At 70.7% G+C, this 22,893-nt stretch carries 23 protein-coding genes; 18 read left to right on the forward strand and 5 right to left on the reverse strand.

The features are described 5' to 3' along the window. Positions 1 to 85: 85 nt before the first annotated feature. The 4 genes from AB0912_RS22005 to AB0912_RS22020 all read left to right on the forward strand — a co-directional run bounded on the left by AB0912_RS22005 (position 86) and on the right by AB0912_RS22020 (position 3,930). Positions 86 to 802, forward strand: coding sequence for a GntR family transcriptional regulator (locus tag AB0912_RS22005; RefSeq protein WP_366702243.1), 717 nt, complete (start codon positions 86 to 88; stop codon positions 800 to 802). A 101-nt stretch (positions 803 to 903) separates the two neighbouring features. Then, positions 904 to 2,199 carry an MFS transporter gene (locus AB0912_RS22010; RefSeq protein ID WP_366702245.1) on the forward strand — a complete coding sequence of 432 codons (1,296 nt, stop codon included), beginning with the start codon at positions 904 to 906 and terminating at the stop codon, positions 2,197 to 2,199. A gap of 49 nt (positions 2,200 to 2,248) precedes the next feature. After that, positions 2,249 to 3,610, forward strand: a complete 1,362-nt coding sequence (locus tag AB0912_RS22015; protein ID WP_366702247.1) for an acyclic terpene utilization AtuA family protein — start codon at positions 2,249 to 2,251, stop codon at positions 3,608 to 3,610. Positions 3,611 to 3,615: 5 nt separating this feature from the next. Beyond that, entirely contained in the window at positions 3,616 to 3,930 is a 315-nt protein-coding gene (locus tag AB0912_RS22020) for a DUF4387 domain-containing protein (RefSeq protein WP_366702249.1), read from the forward strand. Positions 3,931 to 3,960: 30 nt separating this feature from the next. Here AB0912_RS22020 and AB0912_RS22025 read toward each other — a convergent pair whose 3' ends face one another. Continuing rightward, positions 3,961 to 4,782 (reverse strand): helix-turn-helix transcriptional regulator, encoded by an 822-nt coding sequence (locus AB0912_RS22025; RefSeq protein WP_366702251.1) that lies wholly within the window; start codon positions 4,780 to 4,782, stop codon positions 3,961 to 3,963. Between the two features lie 218 nt (positions 4,783 to 5,000). On the opposite strand from AB0912_RS22025, the gene AB0912_RS22030 reads away from it, so the two are divergent. After that, entirely contained in the window at positions 5,001 to 5,738 is a 738-nt protein-coding gene (locus AB0912_RS22030) for an SDR family oxidoreductase (protein WP_366702253.1), read from the forward strand. A gap of 149 nt (positions 5,739 to 5,887) precedes the next feature. On the opposite strand, the gene AB0912_RS22035 is transcribed toward AB0912_RS22030, so the two are convergent. Further along, positions 5,888 to 6,754, reverse strand: a complete 867-nt coding sequence (locus AB0912_RS22035) for an alpha/beta hydrolase (protein ID WP_366702256.1) — start codon at positions 6,752 to 6,754, stop codon at positions 5,888 to 5,890. A 107-nt stretch (positions 6,755 to 6,861) separates the two neighbouring features. On the opposite strand from AB0912_RS22035, the gene AB0912_RS22040 reads away from it, so the two are divergent. The 5 genes from AB0912_RS22040 (at position 6,862) to AB0912_RS22060 (ending at position 10,763) form a co-directional block, all read left to right on the forward strand. After that, positions 6,862 to 7,341, forward strand: coding sequence for a CGNR zinc finger domain-containing protein (locus AB0912_RS22040; RefSeq protein WP_366702258.1), 480 nt, complete (start codon positions 6,862 to 6,864; stop codon positions 7,339 to 7,341). Between the two features lie 291 nt (positions 7,342 to 7,632). Continuing rightward, a complete protein-coding gene (locus tag AB0912_RS22045) occupies positions 7,633 to 8,193 on the forward strand; it encodes an SMI1/KNR4 family protein (RefSeq protein ID WP_366702260.1) in 561 nt (186 codons plus the stop codon). 72 nt (positions 8,194 to 8,265) lie between these two features. Beyond that, the gene (locus AB0912_RS22050) at positions 8,266 to 8,802 is read left to right on the forward strand and encodes a MarR family winged helix-turn-helix transcriptional regulator (protein WP_366702262.1); all 537 of its coding nucleotides are present in this window, start codon (positions 8,266 to 8,268) and stop codon (positions 8,800 to 8,802) included. A gap of 180 nt (positions 8,803 to 8,982) precedes the next feature. Beyond that, the gene (locus AB0912_RS22055; protein ID WP_366702263.1) at positions 8,983 to 9,417 is read left to right on the forward strand and encodes a VOC family protein; all 435 of its coding nucleotides are present in this window, start codon (positions 8,983 to 8,985) and stop codon (positions 9,415 to 9,417) included. Between the two features lie 182 nt (positions 9,418 to 9,599). Next, positions 9,600 to 10,763 (forward strand): N(5)-(carboxyethyl)ornithine synthase, encoded by a 1,164-nt coding sequence (locus tag AB0912_RS22060; RefSeq protein WP_366702264.1) that lies wholly within the window; start codon positions 9,600 to 9,602, stop codon positions 10,761 to 10,763. Here AB0912_RS22060 and AB0912_RS22065 read toward each other — a convergent pair. Further along, entirely contained in the window at positions 10,753 to 11,532 is a 780-nt protein-coding gene (locus AB0912_RS22065) for a GntR family transcriptional regulator (RefSeq protein WP_366702266.1), read from the reverse strand. The genes AB0912_RS22060 and AB0912_RS22065 overlap by 11 nt on opposite strands. A 101-nt stretch (positions 11,533 to 11,633) precedes the next feature. Between AB0912_RS22065 and AB0912_RS22070 the strand changes: the two genes are divergently transcribed. The 6 genes from AB0912_RS22070 (at position 11,634) to ilvD (ending at position 19,262) form a co-directional block, all read left to right on the forward strand. Continuing rightward, complete coding sequence (locus AB0912_RS22070; RefSeq protein ID WP_366702269.1) at positions 11,634 to 12,926, forward strand: D-tagatose-bisphosphate aldolase, class II, non-catalytic subunit; 1,293 nt, start codon at positions 11,634 to 11,636, stop codon at positions 12,924 to 12,926. Further along, the gene (locus AB0912_RS22075) at positions 12,923 to 14,086 is read left to right on the forward strand and encodes a tagatose-6-phosphate ketose isomerase (RefSeq protein ID WP_366702271.1); all 1,164 of its coding nucleotides are present in this window, start codon (positions 12,923 to 12,925) and stop codon (positions 14,084 to 14,086) included. The genes AB0912_RS22070 and AB0912_RS22075 overlap by 4 nt, the downstream gene beginning before the upstream one ends. Positions 14,087 to 14,124: 38 nt before the next feature. Next, on the forward strand, positions 14,125 to 15,108 hold the full coding sequence (locus AB0912_RS22080; protein ID WP_366702273.1) for a BadF/BadG/BcrA/BcrD ATPase family protein: 984 nt from the start codon (positions 14,125 to 14,127) through the stop codon (positions 15,106 to 15,108). 81 nt (positions 15,109 to 15,189) lie between these two features. Beyond that, positions 15,190 to 16,563 carry a hypothetical protein gene (locus AB0912_RS22085; RefSeq protein WP_366702275.1) on the forward strand — a complete coding sequence of 458 codons (1,374 nt, stop codon included), beginning with the start codon at positions 15,190 to 15,192 and terminating at the stop codon, positions 16,561 to 16,563. Between the two features lie 42 nt (positions 16,564 to 16,605). Beyond that, entirely contained in the window at positions 16,606 to 17,454 is an 849-nt protein-coding gene (locus AB0912_RS22090; RefSeq protein WP_366702277.1) for a fumarylacetoacetate hydrolase family protein, read from the forward strand. A 161-nt stretch (positions 17,455 to 17,615) separates the two neighbouring features. Beyond that, positions 17,616 to 19,262: a dihydroxy-acid dehydratase gene (gene ilvD / locus AB0912_RS22095; protein ID WP_366702279.1), complete on the forward strand. Its 1,647-nt coding sequence runs from the start codon at positions 17,616 to 17,618 to the stop codon at positions 19,260 to 19,262. Between the two features lie 215 nt (positions 19,263 to 19,477). Here ilvD and AB0912_RS22100 read toward each other — a convergent pair whose 3' ends face one another. Beyond that, positions 19,478 to 20,458: a hypothetical protein gene (locus AB0912_RS22100; protein ID WP_366702281.1), complete on the reverse strand. Its 981-nt coding sequence runs from the start codon at positions 20,456 to 20,458 to the stop codon at positions 19,478 to 19,480. A 235-nt stretch (positions 20,459 to 20,693) separates the two neighbouring features. On the opposite strand from AB0912_RS22100, the gene AB0912_RS22105 reads away from it, so the two are divergent. Then, on the forward strand, positions 20,694 to 21,257 hold the full coding sequence (locus AB0912_RS22105) for a hypothetical protein (RefSeq protein ID WP_366702283.1): 564 nt from the start codon (positions 20,694 to 20,696) through the stop codon (positions 21,255 to 21,257). 207 nt (positions 21,258 to 21,464) lie between these two features. Beyond that, positions 21,465 to 22,223, forward strand: coding sequence for a DeoR/GlpR family DNA-binding transcription regulator (locus AB0912_RS22110; protein ID WP_366702285.1), 759 nt, complete (start codon positions 21,465 to 21,467; stop codon positions 22,221 to 22,223). Between the two features lie 309 nt (positions 22,224 to 22,532). On the opposite strand, the gene AB0912_RS22115 is transcribed toward AB0912_RS22110, so the two are convergent. After that, entirely contained in the window at positions 22,533 to 22,862 is a 330-nt protein-coding gene (locus AB0912_RS22115) for a hypothetical protein (protein ID WP_366702287.1), read from the reverse strand. Between the last annotated feature and the right edge of the window lie 31 nt (positions 22,863 to 22,893).

The raw sequence follows: 22,893 nt of genomic DNA on the forward strand, positions 1-22,893 counted from the left end.
TGCTCGATTGGCATGGCCACCCACCGCGCCGACGGGAGGCACGGGATCACTTGACTATTTGCTATAGCAGGCTCACTCTTGTGGCATGAGCAAAGGCGTCCTCAACCCGGTGGACACGACGTCGTTGGCCGATCAGGCGTACCGGCGGCTGCGCGAGGCGATTGCCGAAGGCACCCTGCGGCCAGGTGAGAAGATCACCGAGCGGGACCTGGCGGCCCGCCTCGGAGTGAGTCCCACCCCGGTCCGTGAGGCGCTGCGTCAGCTGGTACACGAGAAGGTCGTCGAGCGTGCCGGGCCGCGATCCCTGCGCATCGCCGATCACTCGCCGGCCGCCCGATTGGAGATCGTCGAGGCCGAAGTCCGTTTGTCGGCGCTCATGGCGCGGCTCGCTGCCCGCAACGCCACGGCCATTCAGCTCGCCGCTCTGGTCGGGATCCTGACCCAGGCGGACGATCTCGTCGCCAGTATCGAGGAGTCTGTCGCCGAGCACGGCCCGGAAGCCGATGTGGCCGAACGGCTCGCCTCCGTATTCCACTTGGTGCGTCTGTTCCACCGCCAAGTCGAGGAGTGCGTGGGTAACCCCGTCCTCGAGGGGCTGCTCAATCAGGCGCGGGCTTTCAGCGACGAGGAGCGGCTCGACTTGACCATCCGACTCGCGCCCGAGCGGGCGGCCGACTTCCGCGGCCGCTATCACGAGCACCACGAGCTGTTGGACGCGCTCCTCGAACGGGACGAGGTCCGAGCCGAAGAGCTCGCCGCCCATCACCATCGCGCGGCCCTCATCCAACTCTCCAGTAACTGACTGCCACGCTGTACTGGTAGTCGTCCAGCCTCCAGAGCAGTGGGCTGCGTTGCGGGTTCGGCGTCTTCCACTTGCTATAGCATGTAGCGCAAGGAGTCGTTATGCCGCCCGACTTCCCGACCGACACGGACGCGGCTTTGGCCCGTATGCCCATCGCGGGTGACCGGATGAACCGCAGCGCAGTGCTCTGGGTGACCCTCGCCGTGTTCGCACAGGAAGCCGTCTGGAACTTCTACGACGCCCAGGTCCCCGAGCAGTTGCGGCACTACTTCGGCTCCGCCGGCGTGGTCGGACTGATCATGGGCTTGGACCACTCCTGGGGAATCTTCACCCAGCCGTGGGTCGGTTTCCTCTCCGACAGGCTTGTCCGACGCCGCGCGGGACGGTGGCCGATCGTCATGGCGGGCGCAGCGATCGCCACAGTGCCGTTCGTTCTCATCCCCTGGGCGACGAGCCTACCGGGACTGCTGGCATGTGTGGTCGGCTTCGCCGCCATCGCCAATGCCTTCAAAGGCGTCACCGAAACCCTGATTTCCGACTACGTCGTGCCATCCAAGCGCAGCAAGGCCCAGGGCTTCATCAAAGCGGGGGTAAGCCTGACCATCATCGTCTCGTCGCTGATCAGTCTTTTCGTCGTCGACCGAAGCCTTCGGCTCGCGTTCGCGATACCTCCCCTGCTCATGCTGGCCATGATCGGCCTGTCCTGGATGTTCCTGGGCCGGCATCACGCCGCCGCGGTGCTGCCCGACGACCAGGCCGAGCCGGGGCCGGAGCCGGAGCCGGAGTTCGCGTCGCCACGCGATGTCGTCAAGGACGCGCTGCGATCTCCGTCGAGCCCCACGCTGATGCTGATGGTCGGCATCTTCTGCTTCGCCGGCATGTGGTCGGCGTTGCGACAGCTGATGACCTCGTACGGCACCCAAGTCCTCGGCCTCGCCCGTGGCGACGCCGGGGGTCTCACCCTCCCGGGAGCGGTCGCCTTCCTGGTGTGTGTGCTACCGATCGCCTTTGCCTCGAACCGACTTGGGCAGTTGCGTGCGATGCGCTACGGCGTTGGCTTGTTCATCATCGGGCTCCTCTTTGGGTTCACCGTTCAGACCGTCATGGGGACGATCGCCTGCATGGTGCTGTGCTCTCTCGCGTACGCCTCCTTCGCGGTCAACGCTCTTGTCGCTCTGTGGAACCTCGCCCCGACCCAGAAGGTGCTGGGCACCTACACCGCTCTGTACACCATCGCCTCGGCCTCCGGAATGGCGCTGGGCCCGGCGATCCTCGGCACCAGCGTCGACCTGACCAGTTGGAACTACATGCTGTTGAACGCGGCGGCCTTCGCCGGCGTCACGTTCCTCGTCTTCACTCGACTTGCCCGCCGCGGCGTTGACCGCGCCTCCGTTTGAGCCCCCATTGACTTCCATCCCGTATGCGCGGGACGAAAGGCCCTTTCTCATGGAACTTCGCATTCTCGCCCCAACGGGCGCCCTCGGCGCCGGCTTTGACGCCGACGCCTTCGCGCGCGGTATCGCTGCCCAACCGGATGTGATCGCCTGCGACGCCGGTTCGACCGACTCCGGGCCCGCGGCGCTCGGTTCAGGGGTGCCGAAGCTGTCCCAGCAGGCCGTCACCCGCGACCTGCGGCTGCTGCTGAAAGCCCGAGACCGGCTCGGCGTGCCGCTCATCATCGGCTCGTGCGGCACCTCGGGGCGCGACGTCGGCGTCGACGGGGTCGCCTCGATCGTCCGCGGTATCGCCACCGAGGAGAACCTCCACTTCAAGCTCGGCTTGATCTACTCGGACCAGCCCGCCGAACGCCTCCAGGATCTGTACGACGCCGACCGCATCCAGCCGCTCGAGTACGCCCCCGCCATCGACCGGGAACTGTTCACCCGCAGCCACACCGTCGCGATGATGGGAGTGGAGCCGATTCAGCGGGCGCTGGCCGACGGATGCGACGTGGTGCTCGCCGGACGCGCCAGCGATACAGCGCTGTTCGCCGCGCTTCCGCAGCTGCGCGGTGCCGACCCCGGACTGACATGGCACATGGCCAAGACCATCGAATGCGGCGCCGCCTGCGCGATCCCGGCGTCAGCCAACGGGCTCCTGGTGACTCTCCGAGACGACCACTTCGAGGTCACCACCCTCGTCGAAGGGACTCGCCTCACTCCACGATCCGTCGCCGCTCACACCCTGTACGAGAACGCCGACCCGTTCCACATCGCCGAGCCCTCCGGAGTCCTGGACACCAGCGAGGCGACGTACGAGGCGGTCGACGAACACACCGTCCGCGTGCGCGGTGCTCGGTACCTCCCCGCCGACGGCTACACCAACAAGCTCGAAGGCGCGGAACTCGTCGGCTACCAGACAGTCATCTTCGGCGCGGTCCGCGACCGTATCGTCATCGACGCTCTCCCCAAGCTCCTGCCCCTGGCCAAGCAGTACTTCGAGGCGAAGATCCTCGATGTCTTCGGAGGGGAAGTCGACCCCGCCTCAGTCGACATCGACTACCGCCTCTACGGCGCCGGCGCCGTACTCGCGGGCAGTGAGCCCGAGGCGCTCACTCCGCGAGAACTCGGGGTGCTGATCACCGTCACCGCCGGCGATCAGGACACTGCCCACGCCGTCGCCACGTTCGTCGCACACGCCAGCAGTCACCTGCCGATCGCGGAGTACGACGGTCTGGTCTCCACCCTCGCCTACCCCTACTCCCCACCGGAGATGGACCGAGGACCGCTCTACCGCTTCACCCTCAACCACGTCGCCACCGGCGTCACTCCCACCGAACTGTTCCGTACCGTGACCGAGGAGCTGTAATCCACATGGCCACTCTGCTCGACTTCTGTTCCCTGGTGCGCTCGAAGAACGCGGGGCCCTTCACGCTCACCTTCGACTTCATGTGCCATGACCAGGCGGCCTACGACTCCCTGGTCTCCACCCGCTTCCTCAGCGAGGAACTCTTCGCCGCTCTCTACCGGGCCGACCCGGATCAGATCCGCGTCGTCCATCACCCCCTCGCTCTCGCGATCAAGGTCTCCCTTCCGCGCCCCACCGTGCAGGGCGACATCCACGACGCCGACTGCTACGCCGGCCAGCAGTACGCCCCGCTCATGGACATGCACGTGGCTTCGGCGTGAGCGGCGGGCGCCACCGGCTTTCCGCTTCCTTCACCGGTCACGGGTACGCCCCGCGCCGGACGGTTCGCTGCTCTCGAAATAGACCACCAGTGTCTGCTCCGGCTGTTCGGCCAGGTGGAACGCGGTGTACGCATAGTCGATCGCTCCCCGCCGCGGGTGCCGCAGCAGTTTTCGGCCGCTGTGCCGGGCCTGCACCTCGTACTGGGGCCACCAGTCCCGTACTTCGGGACTGGCTTCGTGCAGTTCCTCGATCAGTCGGGTGTACCGAGGGTCGCCGGAATGGCGTGCGGCGAGCGTCCGAAGCCTGCCGAGCAGGCCACGTGCCTCGGGTTCCCAGTCGACCAGCACATCCCTGGCCACCTGTTCGAGAAACACCCAGCGGACGAAGTTGGCCGGGCGGTCCCCGCCGGTGATGAGCTTCGGAAACAGCTTGTCGGCCGCCGAGTTGTGACTGAGGACGTCGTAGTTGCCGTCGATGATGTACGCCGGGTTCGGCTGGAGAAGCAGCGGGACGGCACCCGCCTCGCCGGTGAGGGGCTCGCGTTCCTCGGCTTCGGCCACCGTCGCGTGACCGGCCAGCTGGAGGAGATGATCGCGTTCGTACCGGTCGAGTCGCAGCGCCGCGGCGAGTGCGTTCAGCACTTGTTCCGAGGCGCGGATCTCCCGCCCCTGTTCCAGGTACGTGTACCAGGTGGCGCTTATTCCGGCCAGCAGGGCCAGTTCCTCCCGGCGAAGTCCGGGTGTGCGGCGGCGGCCGGTCTGGGGCAGCCCCACCTCGGCAGGGGTCAGACGTTCTCTCCGGCTGCGCAGGAACTCACTGAGCTGACGGCGTTGGTGCGGCTGTGTAGACATGGCTCATGGCACCTCTGGTTCCAGAATAAACACGGTCTGGATACCAGGCTAAAGCTGTCGGAGAGTGGTGAGTGAACACAGGCCGCGGCACAGCTGACGGCCTTCACAGTCACACCGGTACCCGGCCGGCCAGAGCGCGACGGCTCGCGGACACGTCTCCAGCGCCCGTTGCGGCCAGGCATTCGGGCCGAGGTGCCGAGTACGGAGAGGACGGCCTCATGTCCGGTATCAAGGACAAAGTGGTGGCGATCACGGGAGCAAGCGGCGGCATCGGTGAGGCGACCGCGCTGCTGCTCGCCGAGCGCGGCGCGCGTCTCGTCCTGGGCGCGCGTCGGACCGACCGCCTGGCGGATCTGGTGGCCCGGATCGAGAAGACGGGTGGAGCGGCCGTGCAGATCCGCACTGACGTGACCCGCCGGGAAGACCTGGAGGCCTTGGTCGCGCTGGCCGGTGAGCGGTTCGGCCGGCTCGACGTACTCGTCGGCAATGCGGGCGTCGGCACGATCTCTCCGCTCGACGATCTACGTGTCGAGGAGTGGGACCACATGGTCGACGTCAACGTCAAGGGAGTGCTGCACGGGATCGGCGCCGCGCTGCCGGTCTTCCGGGCGCAGGGCGGCGGCCACTTCATCACGACGGCCTCCACGGCCGCGTTTCGCGTCGTACCCACCATGGCGGTCTACGCCGGCACCAAGTTCGCGGTCCGGGCCATCTGCGAGGGACTGCGCCAGGAAGCCGGCGACTCGGTGCGGGTGACCACCGTCTCACCGGGCGTGACCGCGACGGACTTCGCCGAGGCGTCGAACAACAGCCAGGTCAGGGCGGAGATCACGAAGATGCGGGACCGTATCGCGATTCCGCCCGACGCGATCGCCCGGGCCATCGCCTTCGCGATCGAACAGCCCGCCGCGGTCGACGTGAACGAGATCGTCGTCCGGCCCACCGCCCAGAGCTGACCTGCCCGCCCCTCCGGCCGGGGGTCCGCCCCTCCGGCGCCGGGCATCCGCGCCCCCGAAGCCGCTCCGCGGGACCTCATGCCACCCACGGGCCTGTGGACCGCGGGTGGCACGCCCGAGCGGAGACGACGGACGCCGCACGGCCGGGCCTATCCCAGCACCCGCCCGAGGAAGCCGCGCATGTAGCCCGCGACGACGTCCAGGTGGCTCTCCAGCAGGAAGTGACCGCCGTTGACCAGATGCACCTCCGCGTCCTTGGCGTCGCGCGCGAAGGCCCGCGCGCCCGCCGGGCCGAAGATCTCGTCGTTGCGGCCCCATACTGCGAGCACCGGGACCTGCCTGGTGCGGAGGAATTCGTGCAGCAGCGGATAGAGCGGGCGGTTGTTCTGGTAGTCGCGGAACAGCGCCAGCTGGACCTGGTCGTTGCCCTCGCGGGAGACGAGGGCGAAGTCGTGCTCCCAGGTGTCCGGGCTGACCAGGCTCGGGTCGGGCACACCGTGCACGTACTGCCAGCGGATGGCGTCCAGGCCCAGCGCGGCGCGGACGGCGGGTTCGGTCTCGGGGCCGGGGTCGGCTCCATAAGCCCAGACGTCGGTCCAGAACGACTCGACGAAACCGTCCTCGTAGCCGTTGCCGTTCTGGGTGACGACGGCGGAGATCCGCTCGGGGTGCTTGAGCGCGAGGCGCCACCCGATGGGGGCGCCATAGTCCTGGACGTAGAGGGCGTAGCGGTCCAGGCCCAGTTGGTCGAGCAGTGCCGACGTCAGTTCGGCGAGGGCGTCGAAGGTGTACGCGAAGTCACCCGCGAGCGGGGCGTCGGAGTGACCGAAGCCGAGGTGGTCCGGCGCGATGACGTGGTACTTGTCGGCCAGCAGCGGGATGAGTTCGCGGAACATGAACGAACTGGTCGGGTAGCCGTGCAGCAGGACGATCGCGGGGGCGTCGGCGGGGCCGGCCTCACGGTAGAAGATCTCGTGGCCGTCGACGGTGGCGGTCCGGTAGCGCACCAAGCTCATGTCTAACCCCTTTGAGTGTTTGCTACGGTTAGGTTTGTCATGCAAGCACGGATGGGCTAACCCGTCAAACGGCACTATCTGGTTAGAGAGGGAGGGGGTGGCGACCGATGGACGCGCTGCTGGACCTGCTCAACAGCAGGCCCTTGGTCAACGGTGAGGAACAGGACGCGCTCGGCGACCCGGCCGAGGGCAGACGCTGGGCACGGGAGCACGGTGGCGAAGGCAGCCTCGCGGAACTGACGCTGCTGCGAACGACGCGGGACATCCTGCGGGACATCGTGTGCGGGGAAAGCTCGCCCACCGCGTTGAGCCCGCTGCTTGAAGGCGTCCGCCAGGTCCCCGAGATCACCTCAGCGGGCCTTCAGTGGGTGGTCGAGACGCCCCCGCACGCCCGACTGGCCGTCGAGGTGGTCCTCGCCTGGGCCGCCACCGAGAAGCAACTGCCGGGCCGACTGCGCCCCTGCGCCAATGAAGAGTGCCGACTCTTCCTGCTCGACCGAAGCCGGGCGAACCGTGCTCGCTGGTGCTCGATGGCCGTCTGCGGCAACCGCGCGAAGGCACGTCGCCACTACGAACGCACCCGCTGACCGTCGCCCCACGCGGGCGTTCCCGTAAACGGCCCCGCCCGGAGAGATACCCGATTTCAAGGAAGAGGCGCCGGGGCAGGGTGATCCCGGACGGGGCGACGGCATCGCTGCCCGCCAGGAGAGGATTGCCGAGTCGTATCGGACAGCTATCAGGTCGTAACAGCCTCACACCGCCATAGATCGCGAAGACCTGCGCCCATGATGAATCGGGCTGGAAGAGGCCGGATTCGACTGCCGTTGGGGCGTGCGAGGCTGCCTGAGTCCCGCCGTACGAATCATCGGAGTCCCGGTATGACGACCCCTTCCCCTCTGACAGCCGCGGAATGGCGCGCGTTCCTCAGCGACTACAACACCAAGCTCATCAACTCGGACGAGGTCCGTGAGGCTGTCGAGGAACGTCGGCAAGTCATCAGCAAGGAGCGGCTCGAGGCAGGGTGGGCCGGTGCCGAACCCGCGAGCGAGGAAACGCTGGTGGCCGCCGAAGAGCGGCTCGGGGTGCGGCTTCCTCCTTCGTACCGGAACTTCCTCAGCGCAAGCGACGGCTGGGAGTACATCGGGGACGTCGACCTGCTCCGGGCCGCGGAAATCGGTTGGTTCGCCGACCACGACGAAGGCGTTCTCGAAAAATGGTCGGACGTCGACTTCTTCGCGGACTATCTCGCCGTACTCAGGCGGTGTCTGCTGATCGGCAGCGACAACGGCGGCAGTGGCTGCTACTGGCTGCTGCACGCGGACAGCGTTGGGGCGGCCGGTGAGTGGACCGCGTATGAATGGTGGCCCGGTGACGGTGAGGTCCCCGAACCGTACGACCACTTCGCCGACATGGTGCGGAAATCATTGCACTTCTCGTAGCAGAGAGCTTTGTTGGGGCCAATGGCGGATAGTCGACATCCTTGATCATCGGAAGCAGGAGGGCCATCGGGTATGACGGACGACACCGATCCCGCCGGCCTCCTCCCGCCCCGGCTGGGGTACTTGGTCAGGAACGCCTACCTCGACCTCGCGGCCCTGACGGCGAAGGCGCTGGAGCCCTACGGTGTTCATCCGAAGGAACTCGGTGTGCTCTCGGTGATCGCGGCGGACGGCGCCGAGCGCTCGCAGAACGAGCTGGCCTCGGCGGTCGGCATGGACCGTACGACGATGGTGGCCGTCATCGACGAACTCGAAGGGCGGGGGCTGGTGGAACGCCACCGCAGCGCGCGGGACCGACGCCGGAACGTCGTGACCCTCACGGACGCCGGTGCCGTCTGCCTGCGGGACGCGGACCGGGCGCGGGTGGAGGCCGAGGAGGCGTACCTCGCTCCGCTGCACGCCGGCGGCGCACGAGCACTGACCGACGCGTTGCGTGTGCTGAACAACGCTCACCTCGGCTTGCGCGGCACGCCCCCGCCGCCCGCGCCCCAGCCGACGGCCGCCGCAGGACACTCCGTCACGGCCGTCGGCGTACCCGCCGAAGCCTGAGGCGCCCGGAGCGGCGTCCGCGCCGCGCGGTGTCACCGGCGCCGCAATCCGCAACTCCTTGAGCTGGAACGGGAATTCGGTACGACGGCGTGTTCTGCCGAACAGTCTGTAGGGGTACGGCGCACGCACCCGGCATCAAACCCGTGGAGATCGCCAAGGGGTCCCCTCTAGGATGGCCCGATGCCGTCGATCAAGCAGTTCCAAGTGACCTTCGACTGTGCGGAGCCCGAGCGCGTCGCCCGATTCTGGTGCGAGGTGCTGGGATATGTGCCGCCGTCGCCGCCCGAGGGGTTCGCCACCTGGGACGACTACAACCGTTCCCTGGCCCCCGAGGAGCGGGATTCGTGGTTCGCGTGCAGTGACCCCTCGGGTGCCGGCCCGCGCCTGTTCTTCCAGCGCGTGCCCGAAGGCAAGGTCGTCAAGAACCGGCTGCACCTCGACGTGCGGGTCGGCACCGGCCTGGTCGGTGAGGAACGCCTCGCCGTGCTGGAGGCCGAGTGCGCGCGCCTGACCAAGCTGGGCGCGTCGCGCGTACGGCTGCTGGTCGCCGACGAGGAGAACGAGTCGTGCCTCGTGATGCAGGACGTCGAGGGCAACGAGTTCTGCCTCGACTGAGCCCTCACGAACCGGCGATGCCCCGGTGACCGGAAGATGACCATGGGGTCCGACGAGGGCGGGACCGGAGTACGGTGGCAGTACCGAGCGCACCTCGCACGCCGTCATCCGTTTCGGCGTCGCCCTCGGGGAACGGCAAGGGCCGGAGCGTCACGCGTCCGGCCGGAGAAGAGCCGCCCCACATGAGTCTGATGAGTCTCGGAGTACTCGCCTCCTCCCGCAAGGAGAACGAGTTCCGGCTGCCGCTGCACCCGCACCACCTCGACCGGATCGCCCCGGACGTACGCGAGAGGATCTTCCTCGAACACGGCTACGGCCATCGGTTCGGCATCGCCGACGACGCGCTGCGACCACTCGTGGCGGGCCTGCGCACCCGCGAGGAACTCCTCGCGGAGTGCGACATCATGCTGCTCCCCAAGCCGGTGCACGAGGACGTTGCCGAGCTGCGCGAGGGCCAGGTGCTGTGGGGCTGGCCGCACTGCGTGCAGGACGAGAAGATGACGCAGCTCGGCATCGACCGGCGGCTGACCCTCATCGCCTGGGAGGCCATGAACCACTGGACCTCCACCGGCGCCTTCAGCGTCCACGTGTTCCACAAGAACAACGAACTCGCCGGATACTGCTCGGTGTTGCACGCCCTCCAGCTCGGCGGGCTGACCGGCAGCTACGGCCGCCGTCTGCGCGCGGTGGTCATCAGCTTCGGCGCCACGGCGCGCGGAGCGGTCACCGGGCTCGGCGCCATGGGCATCTCCGACGTCACCGTGCTCACCCAGCGCGCCGCCGCGGCGGTGGCCTCACCCATGCCGTCGGTGGTGATGGGCCACTTCCAGGAGCGGGAGGACGATCCGACCAGGCTCCGGGCGGTCACCCCGACCGGCTCCGTGCCGCTCGCGGAGTACCTGGCCGGGTTCGACGTCGTCGTCAACTGCGTCCTCCAGGACACCGACGCGCCGCTGACGTTCGTCACCGACGAGGAACTGGCCCTGTTCCGCCCCGGGACCTTCTTCGTCGACGTCGCCTGCGACGAGGGCATGGGCTTCGCCTGGGCGCGCCCGACCACGTTCGAGGCGCCCATGCACGACGTGGGGCCGGGCTGCCACTACTACGCGGTCGACCACAGCCCGTCCCATCTGTGGAACTCCGCCACCTGGGAGATCAGCGAGGCGCTGCTGCCGTATCTGCGCACGGTGATGAGCGGCTCCGGGGCGTGGGACGCCGACGTGACGGTCCGCAAGGCCATCGAGATCCGCGACGGCGTCGTCCAGAACCCGAAGATCCTCACCTTCCAGCACCGCGGGGCCGACTACCCGCACGCCCCGGAGGTCCCGGCGACCGCTAGTCGGTGATCGAGGCGCGGAAGCGATAGCGGTCGCCCCGGTAGGTGGCGACCGTCAGCTCCAGCGGGCGCGCCTCCTGGTTGAAGGCGAGCTGGGTCGCCACGAGCACCGGAGTGGTGTCCGCGATCTCCAGCAGCTCCCGCTCCTCGGCGTCCGGCTGTCGCGCCTCGACCGAGTAGTCGGCGACGTGGGGGGCCTGCGGCGGATCGGCCTGCCGCAGAGTGGCGTACAGCGACGCGTGCGAGAAGTCGGTCGTGGCGAGCGCCGGACACAGCGCCAGAGGCAGGCGGTTGTGCTCGATGACCACGACCAGGTCGTCGAGGAAACGCAGCCGGCGCATGCTGAACAGCGGGGCGCCGGGGGCTATCCGCAGTTCCTCCGCCTCGGCGATCGTCGCCGCCCGCACCCCCGAATCCAGTACGCGGGTCCGCACGGCCAGTCCGTGCCGCAGCGCGTAGTCCGCGAAGCCCTGGACCGTCCGGCCCGCGCTCGGACGGGACAGGGCGGGGTGCGCGGCGGACCGGTCCTCCTGGAGGAACCATCCGCGAGCCGGCGCGGAGGCGATGAGTCCCTCCTCGGCCAGCCGGTTCAGGGCGGACCGCATGGTGACGCGTGAGACCTCGTACCGCTCGGCGAGCACGCGCTCCGACGGCAGCCGGTCCCCGGTGCTCATCCCGCCGTCCGTGATGTCGGAGCGAAGGCGGCGGGCCACCAGGGAGTAGAGGGGCAGGGGCTCGCCTTGGACGCCCGTGGCGTCCGGTTCCGCATTGCTAGGCATACCAGAACCATACCAGATCAGGTCTTTGACGCTACCGGTTCATACCAGTACTGTGGCGGCCGACGGCGCGAGTTGCTGGAAAGCTCCTAGTGAGGTGCAGGGTGTCCGACGTTTTGGATGAACTGGTACGAGACCAGAAGGCCGGGGTAGCGCACGGTATCGCCTCGGTGTGCAGCGCGCACCCCCTGGTGCTGGAGGCGGCGGTGCTCCAGGCCCGCGAGACCGGCCGCCCGCTCCTCGTGGAGGCCACGTCCAACCAGGTCGACCAGTACGGCGGTTACACCGGAATGCGTCCCGCGCAGTTCCGCGACCTCGTGTACGCGACGGCCGACCGTTTCGGTCTGGCCCGCGAACGCGTCGTGCTCGGCGGCGACCACCTCGGCCCCAACCGCTGGCGCGACCGCCCGGCGGACGCGGCGATGACGGAGGCCGAAGGGCTGGTCCGCGCCTATGTGGAGGCCGGCTTCACCAAGATCCACCTCGACTGCAGCTTCGCCTGCGCGGGGGAGACCCTTCCCCTGTCGGACGAGGTGGTGGCGGCCCGGACCGTCCGGCTCGTACGGGCCGCCGAGGAGACGGCCGGTTCCGGCGCCCACCGCCTGCGCTATGTGATCGGGACCGAGGTGCCCGTACCGGGCGGCGCCGACCACGTCCTCCAGGACGTGCCGCCGACCCCCGCCGCCGCGGCCCGCCGGACACTCGACACACACCGGGATGCCTTCACGGCCGCGGACCTGGCCCCCGCGTGGCAGCGCGTCATGGCGCTCGTCGTACAGCCCGGCGTCGAGTTCGACCACCACGGAGTGGTCGACTACCGGGCCGACCGCACCGCCGCGCTCCGCGACGTGCTCGACCACGAGCCCCGGATCGTGTTCGAAGCCCACTCCACCGACTACCAGCTCACCTCCTCCCTCGCGAACCTGGTCCACGACCACTGGGCGATCCTCAAGGTCGGACCCGGACTCACCTTCGCGCTGCGCGAAGCGCTGTTCGCGCTCGCCGCCATCGAGCGGGAAGTGGTGCCCGCCACCCGGCTCTCCCACCTCGTGGACGTGGTGGACCGCCGTATGCGCGAGGAGCCCGGCTGGTGGCAGGGGTACGCCGACGGCGACGCCCGCGCACAGCGGCTCAGCCGGCTCTACGGCTTCAGCGACCGGGTGCGCTACTACTGGACCGACCCCGAGATCCTCACCGCCCAACAGCGCCTGCTCGACAACCTGGAGGGCGACGCCCTTCCCCTCCCTCTGCTCTCCGCACACCTGCCTCTCCAGTACGCACGCGTCAGATCCGGATTCCTCGCCCCACGGCCCCACGACATCCTCGTCGACCGGGTCCGGGACGTGCTCCGCGACTACGACCGCGCCTGCGTCCCCCGTTCCAAGGAGTACGCGTGACCACAGTCCCCGAGACGAGCGACCTGCCGGCCGTGCCCACCGGCGCGACGCACACCGACCGCGAGATCCGGCAACAGCCGCGGGTGTGGGGGGACATGCTCGACCACCTGCACGCACGCCGGCCGGCCCTCGACGCGTTCCTGGCACCGCTCCTCGCCGAACCCGCCCTGCGCGTCGTCCTGACCGGCGCCGGGACCTCCGCCTACGCCGGCGGCATCGCCCGCTCCGTCCTCGCCGCCGCTCTCGGCCGCACGGTGGACGCCGTCGCCACGACCGACATCGTCGCGGACCCCGGCGGCTGCTTCGAGGAGACGGAGCGCCCGACCCTCCTCGTCTCCTTCGCCCGCTCCGGCAACAGCCCCGAGAGTTCCGCCGCCACCGAACTGGCCGACCAGGTCCTCGACCGGTGCGCCCACCTCGTGATCACCTGCAACGCGCAGGGCGCCCTGGCCGTCCGCCACCACGCCCGTCCCGACTCCTTCGTCCTCCTGACCCCTCCGGAGGCGGAGGACCAGGGGTTCGCCATGACCTCCAGCCTGACCTCCATGCTGCTGGCCGCCCTCGGCGCGCTGGGCCACCGGAAGGTGCGGGGCCTCGACGCGTGCCGGCGAGCGGCGGCGGACGTGCTGTCGGACGAGTCCGTACGGCGCGTCACCGACCTCACCCGCAGGGACCTGGACCGCTTCGTCTACCTGGGCAGCGGCCCGCTCAAGGCGCTCGCCGGCGAGTCCGCCCTCAAGCTGCTGGAACTGACCGGGGGAGCGGTCAGCTCCCTGGCCGACTCCTCCCTCGGATTCCGTCACGGCCCCAAGGCGTTCCTCACCCCCCGGACCGGCGCGATCGTCTACGTCTCCAACGACCCCTACACCCGCCGCTACGACCTCGACATCTTCGACGAGCTGACCGCGGCCCTCCCCGCCGGGCAGGTCGTCGCGATCGCCGGCCGCCCCGACGGCCTGCCCGCCGCCGACACCTGGCTGGTCCCCGCCATGGCGGACGCCGACGACGCCGCTCTGGCGCTGCCCGCCGTGGTGTACGCGCAACTGGTCGCGCTGCACGCCTCGCTCGCCCTCGGCATCACCCCCGACAACCCGTTCCCCGACGGCGAGGTCAACCGGGTGGTCCGGGGCGTCACGATCCACCCCTTCCCACAGTCCTGACGACACGTCAGCACCCGTCCCGAAAGGAGGAACGCGCCATGTACCTCGGAGTCGACGGAGGCGGCACCAAGACCGCCTTCTGCCTGCTCGACGACACGGGCGCCGTACGCGGAGCGGCCCAGGGCCCGTCCACCGTCCCGGCGGTCGGACCCGGCGGCACGGACACCGCCGTCCGCGTCCTGCGCGACGGGATCACCGACGTCTGCCGGCAGGCCGGCACCGACCCGGCCCGCCTCACCCACGCGTTCCTCGGCCTGCCGGGATACGGGGAGTCCGCCGCTATGACCGAGGCGCTCGACGCCCTGCCGAAGCCCCTCCTCGGACACGGCCGCTACACCGTCGACAACGACATGGTGTGCGGCTGGGCCGGATCACTCGGGCTCGCGGACGGCGTCAACGTGATCAGCGGCACCGGATCGATGGCCTACGGCGTTCTCCAGGGCCGCGACGCCCGGACCGGCGGCTGGGGCGAACTGTTCGGCGACGAAGGCTCCGCGCACTGGCTCGCCGTGCACGGGCTGAACCTGTTCACCCGCATGAGCGACGGCCGCGCCCCCGTCGGACCGCTGCACGGCCTGCTCCGCGAGCGGCTCGGGCTCGAACGGGACCTGGACCTGGTGGGCGCCGTCCTGATGGACCGCTGGGACCGGACCTCCGTCGCGGCCCTGAGCCGCTGTGTCACCCAGGCCGCGGACGCCGGGGACGAAGCCTGCGCCGAACTGCTCGCGCGGGCGGGCAGGGAACTGGCCGAACTCGCCCACGCCGCACGGCGCGCACTCGGCGCCACCATCGGCACACCGCTGCCGGTCTCCTGGTCCGGCGGGGTCTTCACCGTCCCACGGGTGAGGCAGGCGTTCACCGCCGCCCTCGACGCGGCGGGGGACCAGTTCACCGTCCGCCCACCGCGCACCACCCCCGTACTCGGCGCCGCCTCGCTCGCGGCACGGCTCGCCGGCACACCGCTGAGCACCGAGGCGATGGAGCGACTGCCGGCCCCCACCGGCCCCGCCCGCCCCTTCTAGCCCACCTCACCCCGGGCCCGCGTGCCCAGGCCGCCGCCACGGCCGAGCGGCCGGCACCACGCCCGCCACGAAAGGAACCACGTGTCCGACACACCCACCGACCGGCGCTCCCTCGTCCTCATCGGGGCGGGCAGCGCGGTGTTCACCCGAGGACTGCTCGCCGACCTCATCACCGCCGACGACCTCGGAAGCTGGGAGATCCGGCTGGTCGACGTCAACCCGGAGGCCCTCGCCGTCGCCACCCGCCTCGCCGAGCGCATGGTCGAGGCCCGCGGCGCACAGGCCCGCATCACCGTGCGCGCCTCCACCGACCGGCGCGCCGAACTCCCCGGCGCCGACTACGTCGTCACCTGCGTCGGCGTCGGAGGCCGCCCGGCCTGGCAGACGGACCACGAGATCTGCCAGCGGCACGGCGTCTTCCAGCCGGTCGGCGACTCCGTGATGCCGGGCGGCATCTCCCGCCTGCTGCGCACCACCCCCGTCATGGTCGACATCGCCCGCGACATCGTGGAACTCGCCCCCGACGCGTACTTCTTCAACTACAGCAACCCGATGACGGCCAACATCCAGGCCATGACCCGGTACGCGGGCGCCGAGGTCGTGGGCCTGTGCCACGGCATGCACCACGTCCAGCGGGAACTGGCCGCGTTCGCCGGACTGCCCTTCGAGGAGACCTCGACGCTCTACGCGGGCATCAACCACCTGACGTTCATCTACGACTTCCGCCACCAGGGCCGCGACGCCTGGCCCACCGTCCGCGCCCGGATGGAACGCGAACTCGCGCAGCCGCCGCACCCGGACGACATCGGCGCGATCTGGGAGAACGGCAAGGCGTGGCACAACCCCTTCTCCTGGGAGATCTTCCGCACCTACGGCGCCTACCCGGCGGCCAACGACCGGCACGTCGTGGAGTTCTTCCCGGAGCGCTGGGCCAAGGGCGACTACTACGGCAAGACCCTGGGCGTCGACGCGTTCTCCGTCCCCGAGATCCTGCAGTGGGGCGAGGAGCGCTACCAGTCCATGCGCGCCCAGGCCGAGGGCGACACCCCGCTCGACGCCTCTGCGTTCGACCGCTCCACCGGTGAACAGGAACAACTCCTCGCGATCATCCGCTCGATCACCTTCGACCGCCGCGAGATGTTCTCGGTGAACGTGCCCAACCGGGGCAGCGTCCCGGGACTGCCGGACACGGCGGCCCTGGAGATCCCCGCCGTGGCCACGGCCCGGGGCCTGCGTCCCGTCCAGGTGCCGGATCTGTCCGCGCCTCTCACCTCGATCCTCGCGCGGCGGCTCACCTCCGTCGACCTCGCCGTCGAGGCCGCGATGACCGGCGACCGGGATCTCGTCGTGGAGGCCGTCATCGCGGACGGCGCGGTGACCGACCGCGCCGCCGCCGCCTCGCTCACCGCGGACCTCCTCGACGCCCAGAGCCGCTTCCTTCCCCGGTTCTTCTGACCCCGCGTCGAAGAACCACCGCGACCAGCACGGAGAAAGACAGTGAAGATAGCCCGCGTTCGCCACGAAGGGCGCGTCCTCGCCGCCCGCGTGGACGGGACCACGGTGTACCCCGTACTGCCCGAGGAAACCCGGCACATGGCCGACGCCGTCCGCGACCTCATCGCCGACGGCACGGCCCATACGGTGCTCGCCGCCGACGTGCCGGGCATCCCGCTGGACGACGTCGAACTGCTCAGCCCGCTCGCCGCACCGCAGAAGATCGTCTGCATCGGGCTGAACTACGCCGACCACATCCGCGAGACCGGGCTGGCGACACCAAAGGTGCCGCTGTCCTTCGTCAAGACCGCCCACTGCCTCACGGGCCCCACCGCGCCGGTCCGCATCCCGCGCGGCGCGACCGAGCAACTGGACTGGGAAGCCGAACTGGCCGTGGTCATCGGCCGGACCGCCCGCCACGTCCCGGCCGAGCACGCGGCCGACCACGTCTTCGGCTACACCGTCGCCAACGACGTGTCCGCCCGGGACGCGCAGTTCTCCGACGTGCAGTGGTTCCGCGGCAAGAACTTCGACGCGTTCTGCCCGCTCGGCCCGTGGATCGTCACCGCCGACGAGGTGCCACGGCCGCAGGACCTCGCCATCGGCGCCCGGGTCAACGGCGCCGTGGTCCAGGACAGTTCCACCAAGGAGATGATCTTCGGCATCGCGGAGACCATCGCCTACCTGTCCCGCTTCATGACGCTCTACCCGGGCGACGTCATCGCCACGGGCACCCCGCACGGCGTCGGCATGGGACGCGATCCGCAACTGTGGCTGCGCGACGGAGACGTCGTGGAGGTCGAGGTGGAGGGCATCGGCGTCCTGCGCAACCAGATCCGGTTCACGGACTGACACCCGCGTCCACGGACCGACTCCCGCGACCGCCGCGCCGCGCGGACGCGCGCCGAGCCGGCGACGGGCGGTCACCCGTTCCCCCTCCTCTCCGCACCCCCTCGGGCCTCCCCTGCTCACGTCCGGGGAGGCCCCCGCACTTCCGAGTCCAAGGAGCCGCCATGAACATCGCCGACGATCCGGACCGCGCCCCCGCCCGCTCCCACCTGTACGCCATGGGGCTCAGCGACGACGACATGCGCCGCCCCACCGTGGGCATCGCCTCGACGTGGACCGGCACCATGCCCTGCAACCTCACCCACCGGGACCTGGCCCGGCATGTCGCCACCGGAGTGCGCCGCGCGGGCGGCACACCCATGGAGTTCAACACCATCGCCGTCTCCGACAACCTGACGATGGGGACGCCCGGCATGCGAGCGTCCCTGGTGAGCCGCGAGGTGATCGCCGACTCGATCGAACTCATGGGCCGGGCCCACCAGTTCGACGCCCTCGTGTGCATCGTCGGCTGCGACAAGACCGTTCCCGCCGCGATGATGGCCATGGCGCGACTCGACGTCCCGTCCGTCCTGCTCTACAGCGGCAGCATGATGCCCGGCCGGTGGCGAGGGCGCGAGGTGACCATCCAGGACATGTGGGAGGCCCTCGGCGAGCGCGCGGTCGGCCGGATCGACCAGGAGGACGTGGACGATCTCGCCCGCCACGCCTGTCCGGGGGCGGGCACCTGCGCCGCGCAGTACACGGCCAACACGATGGGCACGGTCGCGGACTTCCTCGGGCTCGCCCCCTTCGGCGTGGGCGACATCCCCGCCACCGCCCAGGAGAAGACGCGGGCCGCCGAGCAGGTGGGCGAACTGGCCCTCGACGTGCTCGCCCGCGACCTGCGGCCCTCCGCGATCCTCACGGCGGACGCGCTCCACAACGCGATCGTCTCCGTGGCGGCGATGGGCGGCTCGACCAACGCCGTCCTCCACCTGCTGGCCGTGGCCCGCGAAGCCGGCCTGGACCTGGCCATCGACGACATCGGCACCCTGTGCCGCCAGGTGCCGATCATCACGGCGCTGAAGCCCGCCGGCCCGTACACCGCCGCCGACCTCTGGCGGGCCGGCGGCACGTCACTGGTCGCCGCACGCCTCCTCGAAGCCGGTGTGCTGCGCGACTCGGTGACGCTGGTGGACGGACGCTCCCTCGCCGACGTGGCCGCCGACGCGGTCGCGGCCGACGGCCAGGACGTGGTGAAGGACGTCGAGCACCCGGTCAAGCCTGCCGGCGCGCTCGCGATCCTGCGCGGCTCCCTCGCACCGGACGGCTGCGTCCTCAAGCTGGGCGGCCGGCCCGACTTCGTCCGCTCGGGGCCCGCCCGCGTCTTCGACTCGGAGGAGGAGTGCTTCACCTCGATCCAGGCAGGCGCGATCAACGAGGGTGACGTCGTGATCGTCCGTTACGAAGGCCCGGCCGGCGGCCCCGGCATGCGCGAGATGCTGTCCATCACCGGCGCGCTCGTCGGGCAGGGGCTGGGCGACTCGGTCACCCTCGTCACCGACGGCCGCTTCAGCGGTGTGTCCCACGGCCTGGTCATCGGTCACGTGGCACCCGAGGCGTGGCACGGAGGTCCCGTGGCCCTGGTACGGGACGGGGACACCGTCACCGTCGACAGCGCGCGCAACCTGCTCGACCTCGACGTGCCGGCCGAGGAACTGGCCCGGCGCCGGGCGGTGTGGACCCGCCCGGTCCGGCCCGTGGAGCGCGGGGTGCTCGCCAAGTACGTGGCCACGGTGGGTTCCGCGTCGGACGGCGCGGTCACCGTCTGACCCGACGGACCATGGGTGAGGGGCCCCGCCGCACGGCGGGGCCCCTCACCCGTCTCCTCGTCGTCCCGGATCAGTGAAGTGCCTTGCCGTGTACGGCGGATCGGCGCGGGCCGGGGAGAACCGCCGGGCCGGGAAGGGGACATGTGACGGCGGCGCCCGCACGGTCCGTACCGTGCGGGCGCCGCCGTCGAGCCGGGGATGGCGAGCGAGTCGTCTCAGGACACCCGGTGAACCGGCGCCTGCGGTCCGGACGCGGTCCGTGTGAGCCTGCTGACGAGCGGTGCGGCGGACACCTCTCCGGCCGGCCCCGGGTCCTTCAGATGCCAGAGCCGGCCATCCCTGCGCACCACGAGATCGACGCGGCCCCCGGCATACGCGATGGCCGTGGCGGCGACCGCCGTGACCTCGTTCGACCCCGGCAGCGCCAGCCGGCGGTCCTCCTCCGGGCGGCCGGGCCGTACGACCTCCAAAGCGCAGCCGCCGGTCCACAGATACAGCCGCTCCTCACCCCCGGGCGCGGCGACCGCGACCGTCCGGGCGGCCGGGAGGACGTGGCACCGCCCGTCGGGTCCGGCGTAGACGGTGCGGTCGGAGGCGAGCACGGCGACACCCGGGCGGACCGCTCCCGGTACGGGGAGCAGGACGACGTCGCTCCAGCGGTGCCCGGCGAGCGAGACCGGAGGAGTGGCCTCGGACCAGCTGAGCCGGGGATAGGCCGCGGCGTCTGCCCGGAGCAGCTTCAGGGCGCCGTCTTCCGTGACGGCCGCGAGCCACAGGGTGCCGTCGGAGGTCTCCGCGATCGTCGCCGAGGAGACGGCGCCGGTCGGGGGCGCGTCCTCGGTGGTGAAGGCGGCTTCCGGGCTCCAGCGAAGACGATGGGGCGAGGAGGCCGCGTGGGCGAGCACCTCCAGATGGTGCGGGCCGTGCAGGCTCTGCACGACGTGCACTCCGTCGTAGCGCCGGCCCGTGCCGAAGCGCAGGGCGCCACTCCACTCGCCGGGAGGCGGGCCGCCGGGTTCCGGCTCCGTGTCCTCGGGATCGCTGTTGAACCACAGCACCCACAGCCCGTCGTCCTCGTCGCACAGCAGCAGTTCGAGGTTTCCGCGGACACCGTAGCGGCCCTGCGCGAAGGCGAAGCGTCCACGGTTCGGGGGCGGGTCCGCGGTGCGGAGGGCGGAGACAGGGGCAGCAGCCATAAGACACCTCGCGGGCCGGCCGTCGGGGAAGAGGCGCGTTCCAGGCCGGCGACCGGCAGCACCTCAGCGGAACCCTACGCATCCCAGTAACACGCGTCAATGAGCATAAACGAGCAAGAGTGCGCGTGGTGGTGCGAACGGCCGGTCACTCGCGCACCGTAGGACCATGACGACGCCGCCACCGCCCCTTCCCGATCCAGGACCCCGCGGGTCCGAATCCGGAGCCGTCCTGGTCGTGGGTGCCACACGCGTGCTGCGGCCCGCGGTCGCGACGCTCGTGGAGCGTGGAGAGCGGGTGCTCGCGGTCTCCCGCACCGCGGCCGACCTGGAGCTGCTCGGCGCGGAGTGTCCGGGGTGGGTCAGGACGCTGGCCGCGGACTGCGCGCGGCCGGACTTTCCCTCCCGGCTGCGGCGGGCCGTGGAACCCGCCGGTCTGTCCGGCGCCCTCGTCTACGCCCCGGCGGCATCGCCCCACCCGACAACCCGGGTGCCGGCAGGGCTCCTTGGCGGCAAGCCGCTCGTGCTGATCCTGACCAGTGAGGTGGCCGCCCCCAAGGGCCGAGACGACGAGGAGGCCGCCTTCGGGCGCGGCGAGCCACCGCACGGGCTGGTCCCGCCGGAAGCCCTCCAGGGCGTAGACGTGCGCCCGCTCGTCCTCGGCTGGTGCGCGAGCGGGGGCGCGGTGCGCTGGCACACGCCCGCCGAAATCTCCGCGGCGGCTCTCGCGCTGCTCGACGCCCGGCACTCCACCGGCGGGCTCCTCGGAACCGTACGGCCGTGGGCGGACCGGCCGCGGTGAGGACGGCCGCGGTGACGCAGACCGGGTGACGCGGACCGGGGTGACGCGGACCCGCGACTCGTCGGCCGCGGCGCACCAGCTTCGCGCAGACGCGAGCACCGCAAGTAAGCTGACTGCTCGCGGCCGGCGGGTGACCTAGGCCCGTCACGTCGCGAACACGGGCCACAGGCCCCCCTGCCACCCGCCACAAGGAGAAGACACCAGGTCATGCTGGGCGCAGAGCGTAGGAAGAGGCTCCTCCACGAGGTGCGCGCGCAAGGCGTGGCTCACGTGGCCACGCTCGCGGAACGGCTGGACGTCAGTCCGTCGACCATCCGCAGGGACCTGTCCGCCCTGGAATCACAGGGGTTGCTGAACCGCACGCACGGCGGCGCGGTCGCCGAGTCGGCCGCCTCCGTGGAGCCGGACCGGCCCCAGCGCAGCGGCTTCGCCCCCTGGGAGAAGCGCAAGCTGGCGAGCGCCGCCGTCCGGTACATCGAGCCGGGGTCCACCATCCTCATCACCGGCGGCACCACGACCGCCGCGATGGTCCCGCTCCTCGGCTCCGTCGACCAGCTCACCGTCGTCACCAACTCCCTGCATCTGGCCGGAGAACTGGCCCAGCACGAGGAGATCAGCACGGTGGTGCTGGGCGGCTATCTGCGCCACCGGGAGATGTCGCTGCTCGGCCACCTCACCCGGCAGGCGCTGGAGGAACTGCACGTGGACGAGGCCTTCGTGGGCGCGTACGGCATCACCGGCAGCGGGATAAGCGGCGCGCACGTGGACGAGGCCGAGACGGACCGCTGGCTCCTGTCCCGCGTTGAGCGGATCACGGCACTGGTCGACGGCTCGAAGTTCGGCCGGTCGGGCCCGGTCCGGGTGGCGCTCGCCGCCCAGCTCTCCCGGGTGATCACGGACGAGTCGGCTCCGGAGGACGATGTGCGGGCGCTGCGCGCGGCGGGCGTCGACGTCGTGCAGATCTGAGCACGGCCGGGCGACCGGCCTGGCCTGTTCACCCTCATCTCCGTCGGCCGACCCGCCCTGCTCATCACCGTCGCCGACCGGCGTGGTCACCTTGAGCTGACGGGCGCGGTCACCTTGGGCGCCCACCGGTGTGGTCGCCCTCGGTCGGCCTGCGTGACCCGTGTAGGGCAAGCGGTCCGGTCTCCGTCGTACAGCCGGTCCGGTCTCCGGCGGGTGACCGGACTGATCCCCGTCGGGTGCCCGGCCTGACCTCTGTCGGCCGGCCTGCGGGCGCTCCGGCGGCGCGGTCCCGCCGGGGTACTGCTCGGGTCAGGCCCCGGCCGCCGGACCGCTGCCAGGCCATTCGACCCACACCTGGTCGGCGGGCACGGACCAGCCCTCGGCCAGCGACGACGCGGCGGCCCGCAGGGCGCGTCCGGTCGCCTCCTCGCCCCGGTCGGAGCCGTGCAGCACCGCGAGCGGCCACGCCTCGACCGCACCCGCGCCCGTGGTCGTCACCGCGGCATCCGTCAGCAGCGCCACGACGCCCGAGGGTGGCAGCGCGAGCGCGCCGGCCACGGCCTCGCACAGCGATCGCAGCCGTTCCTCGTCCCGCCGCGCCTCGTCCGCTCGCGGCGCGGTCACCTGGATCACCGGCATGGGGCTCCTTCTGCTCACGACGGCCGGCAGG

Origin of the sequence: Streptomyces sp. NPDC007084, from assembly GCF_040703595.1 — a bacterium.
Taxonomy (GTDB): Bacteria; Actinomycetota; Actinomycetes; order Streptomycetales; family Streptomycetaceae; genus Streptomyces.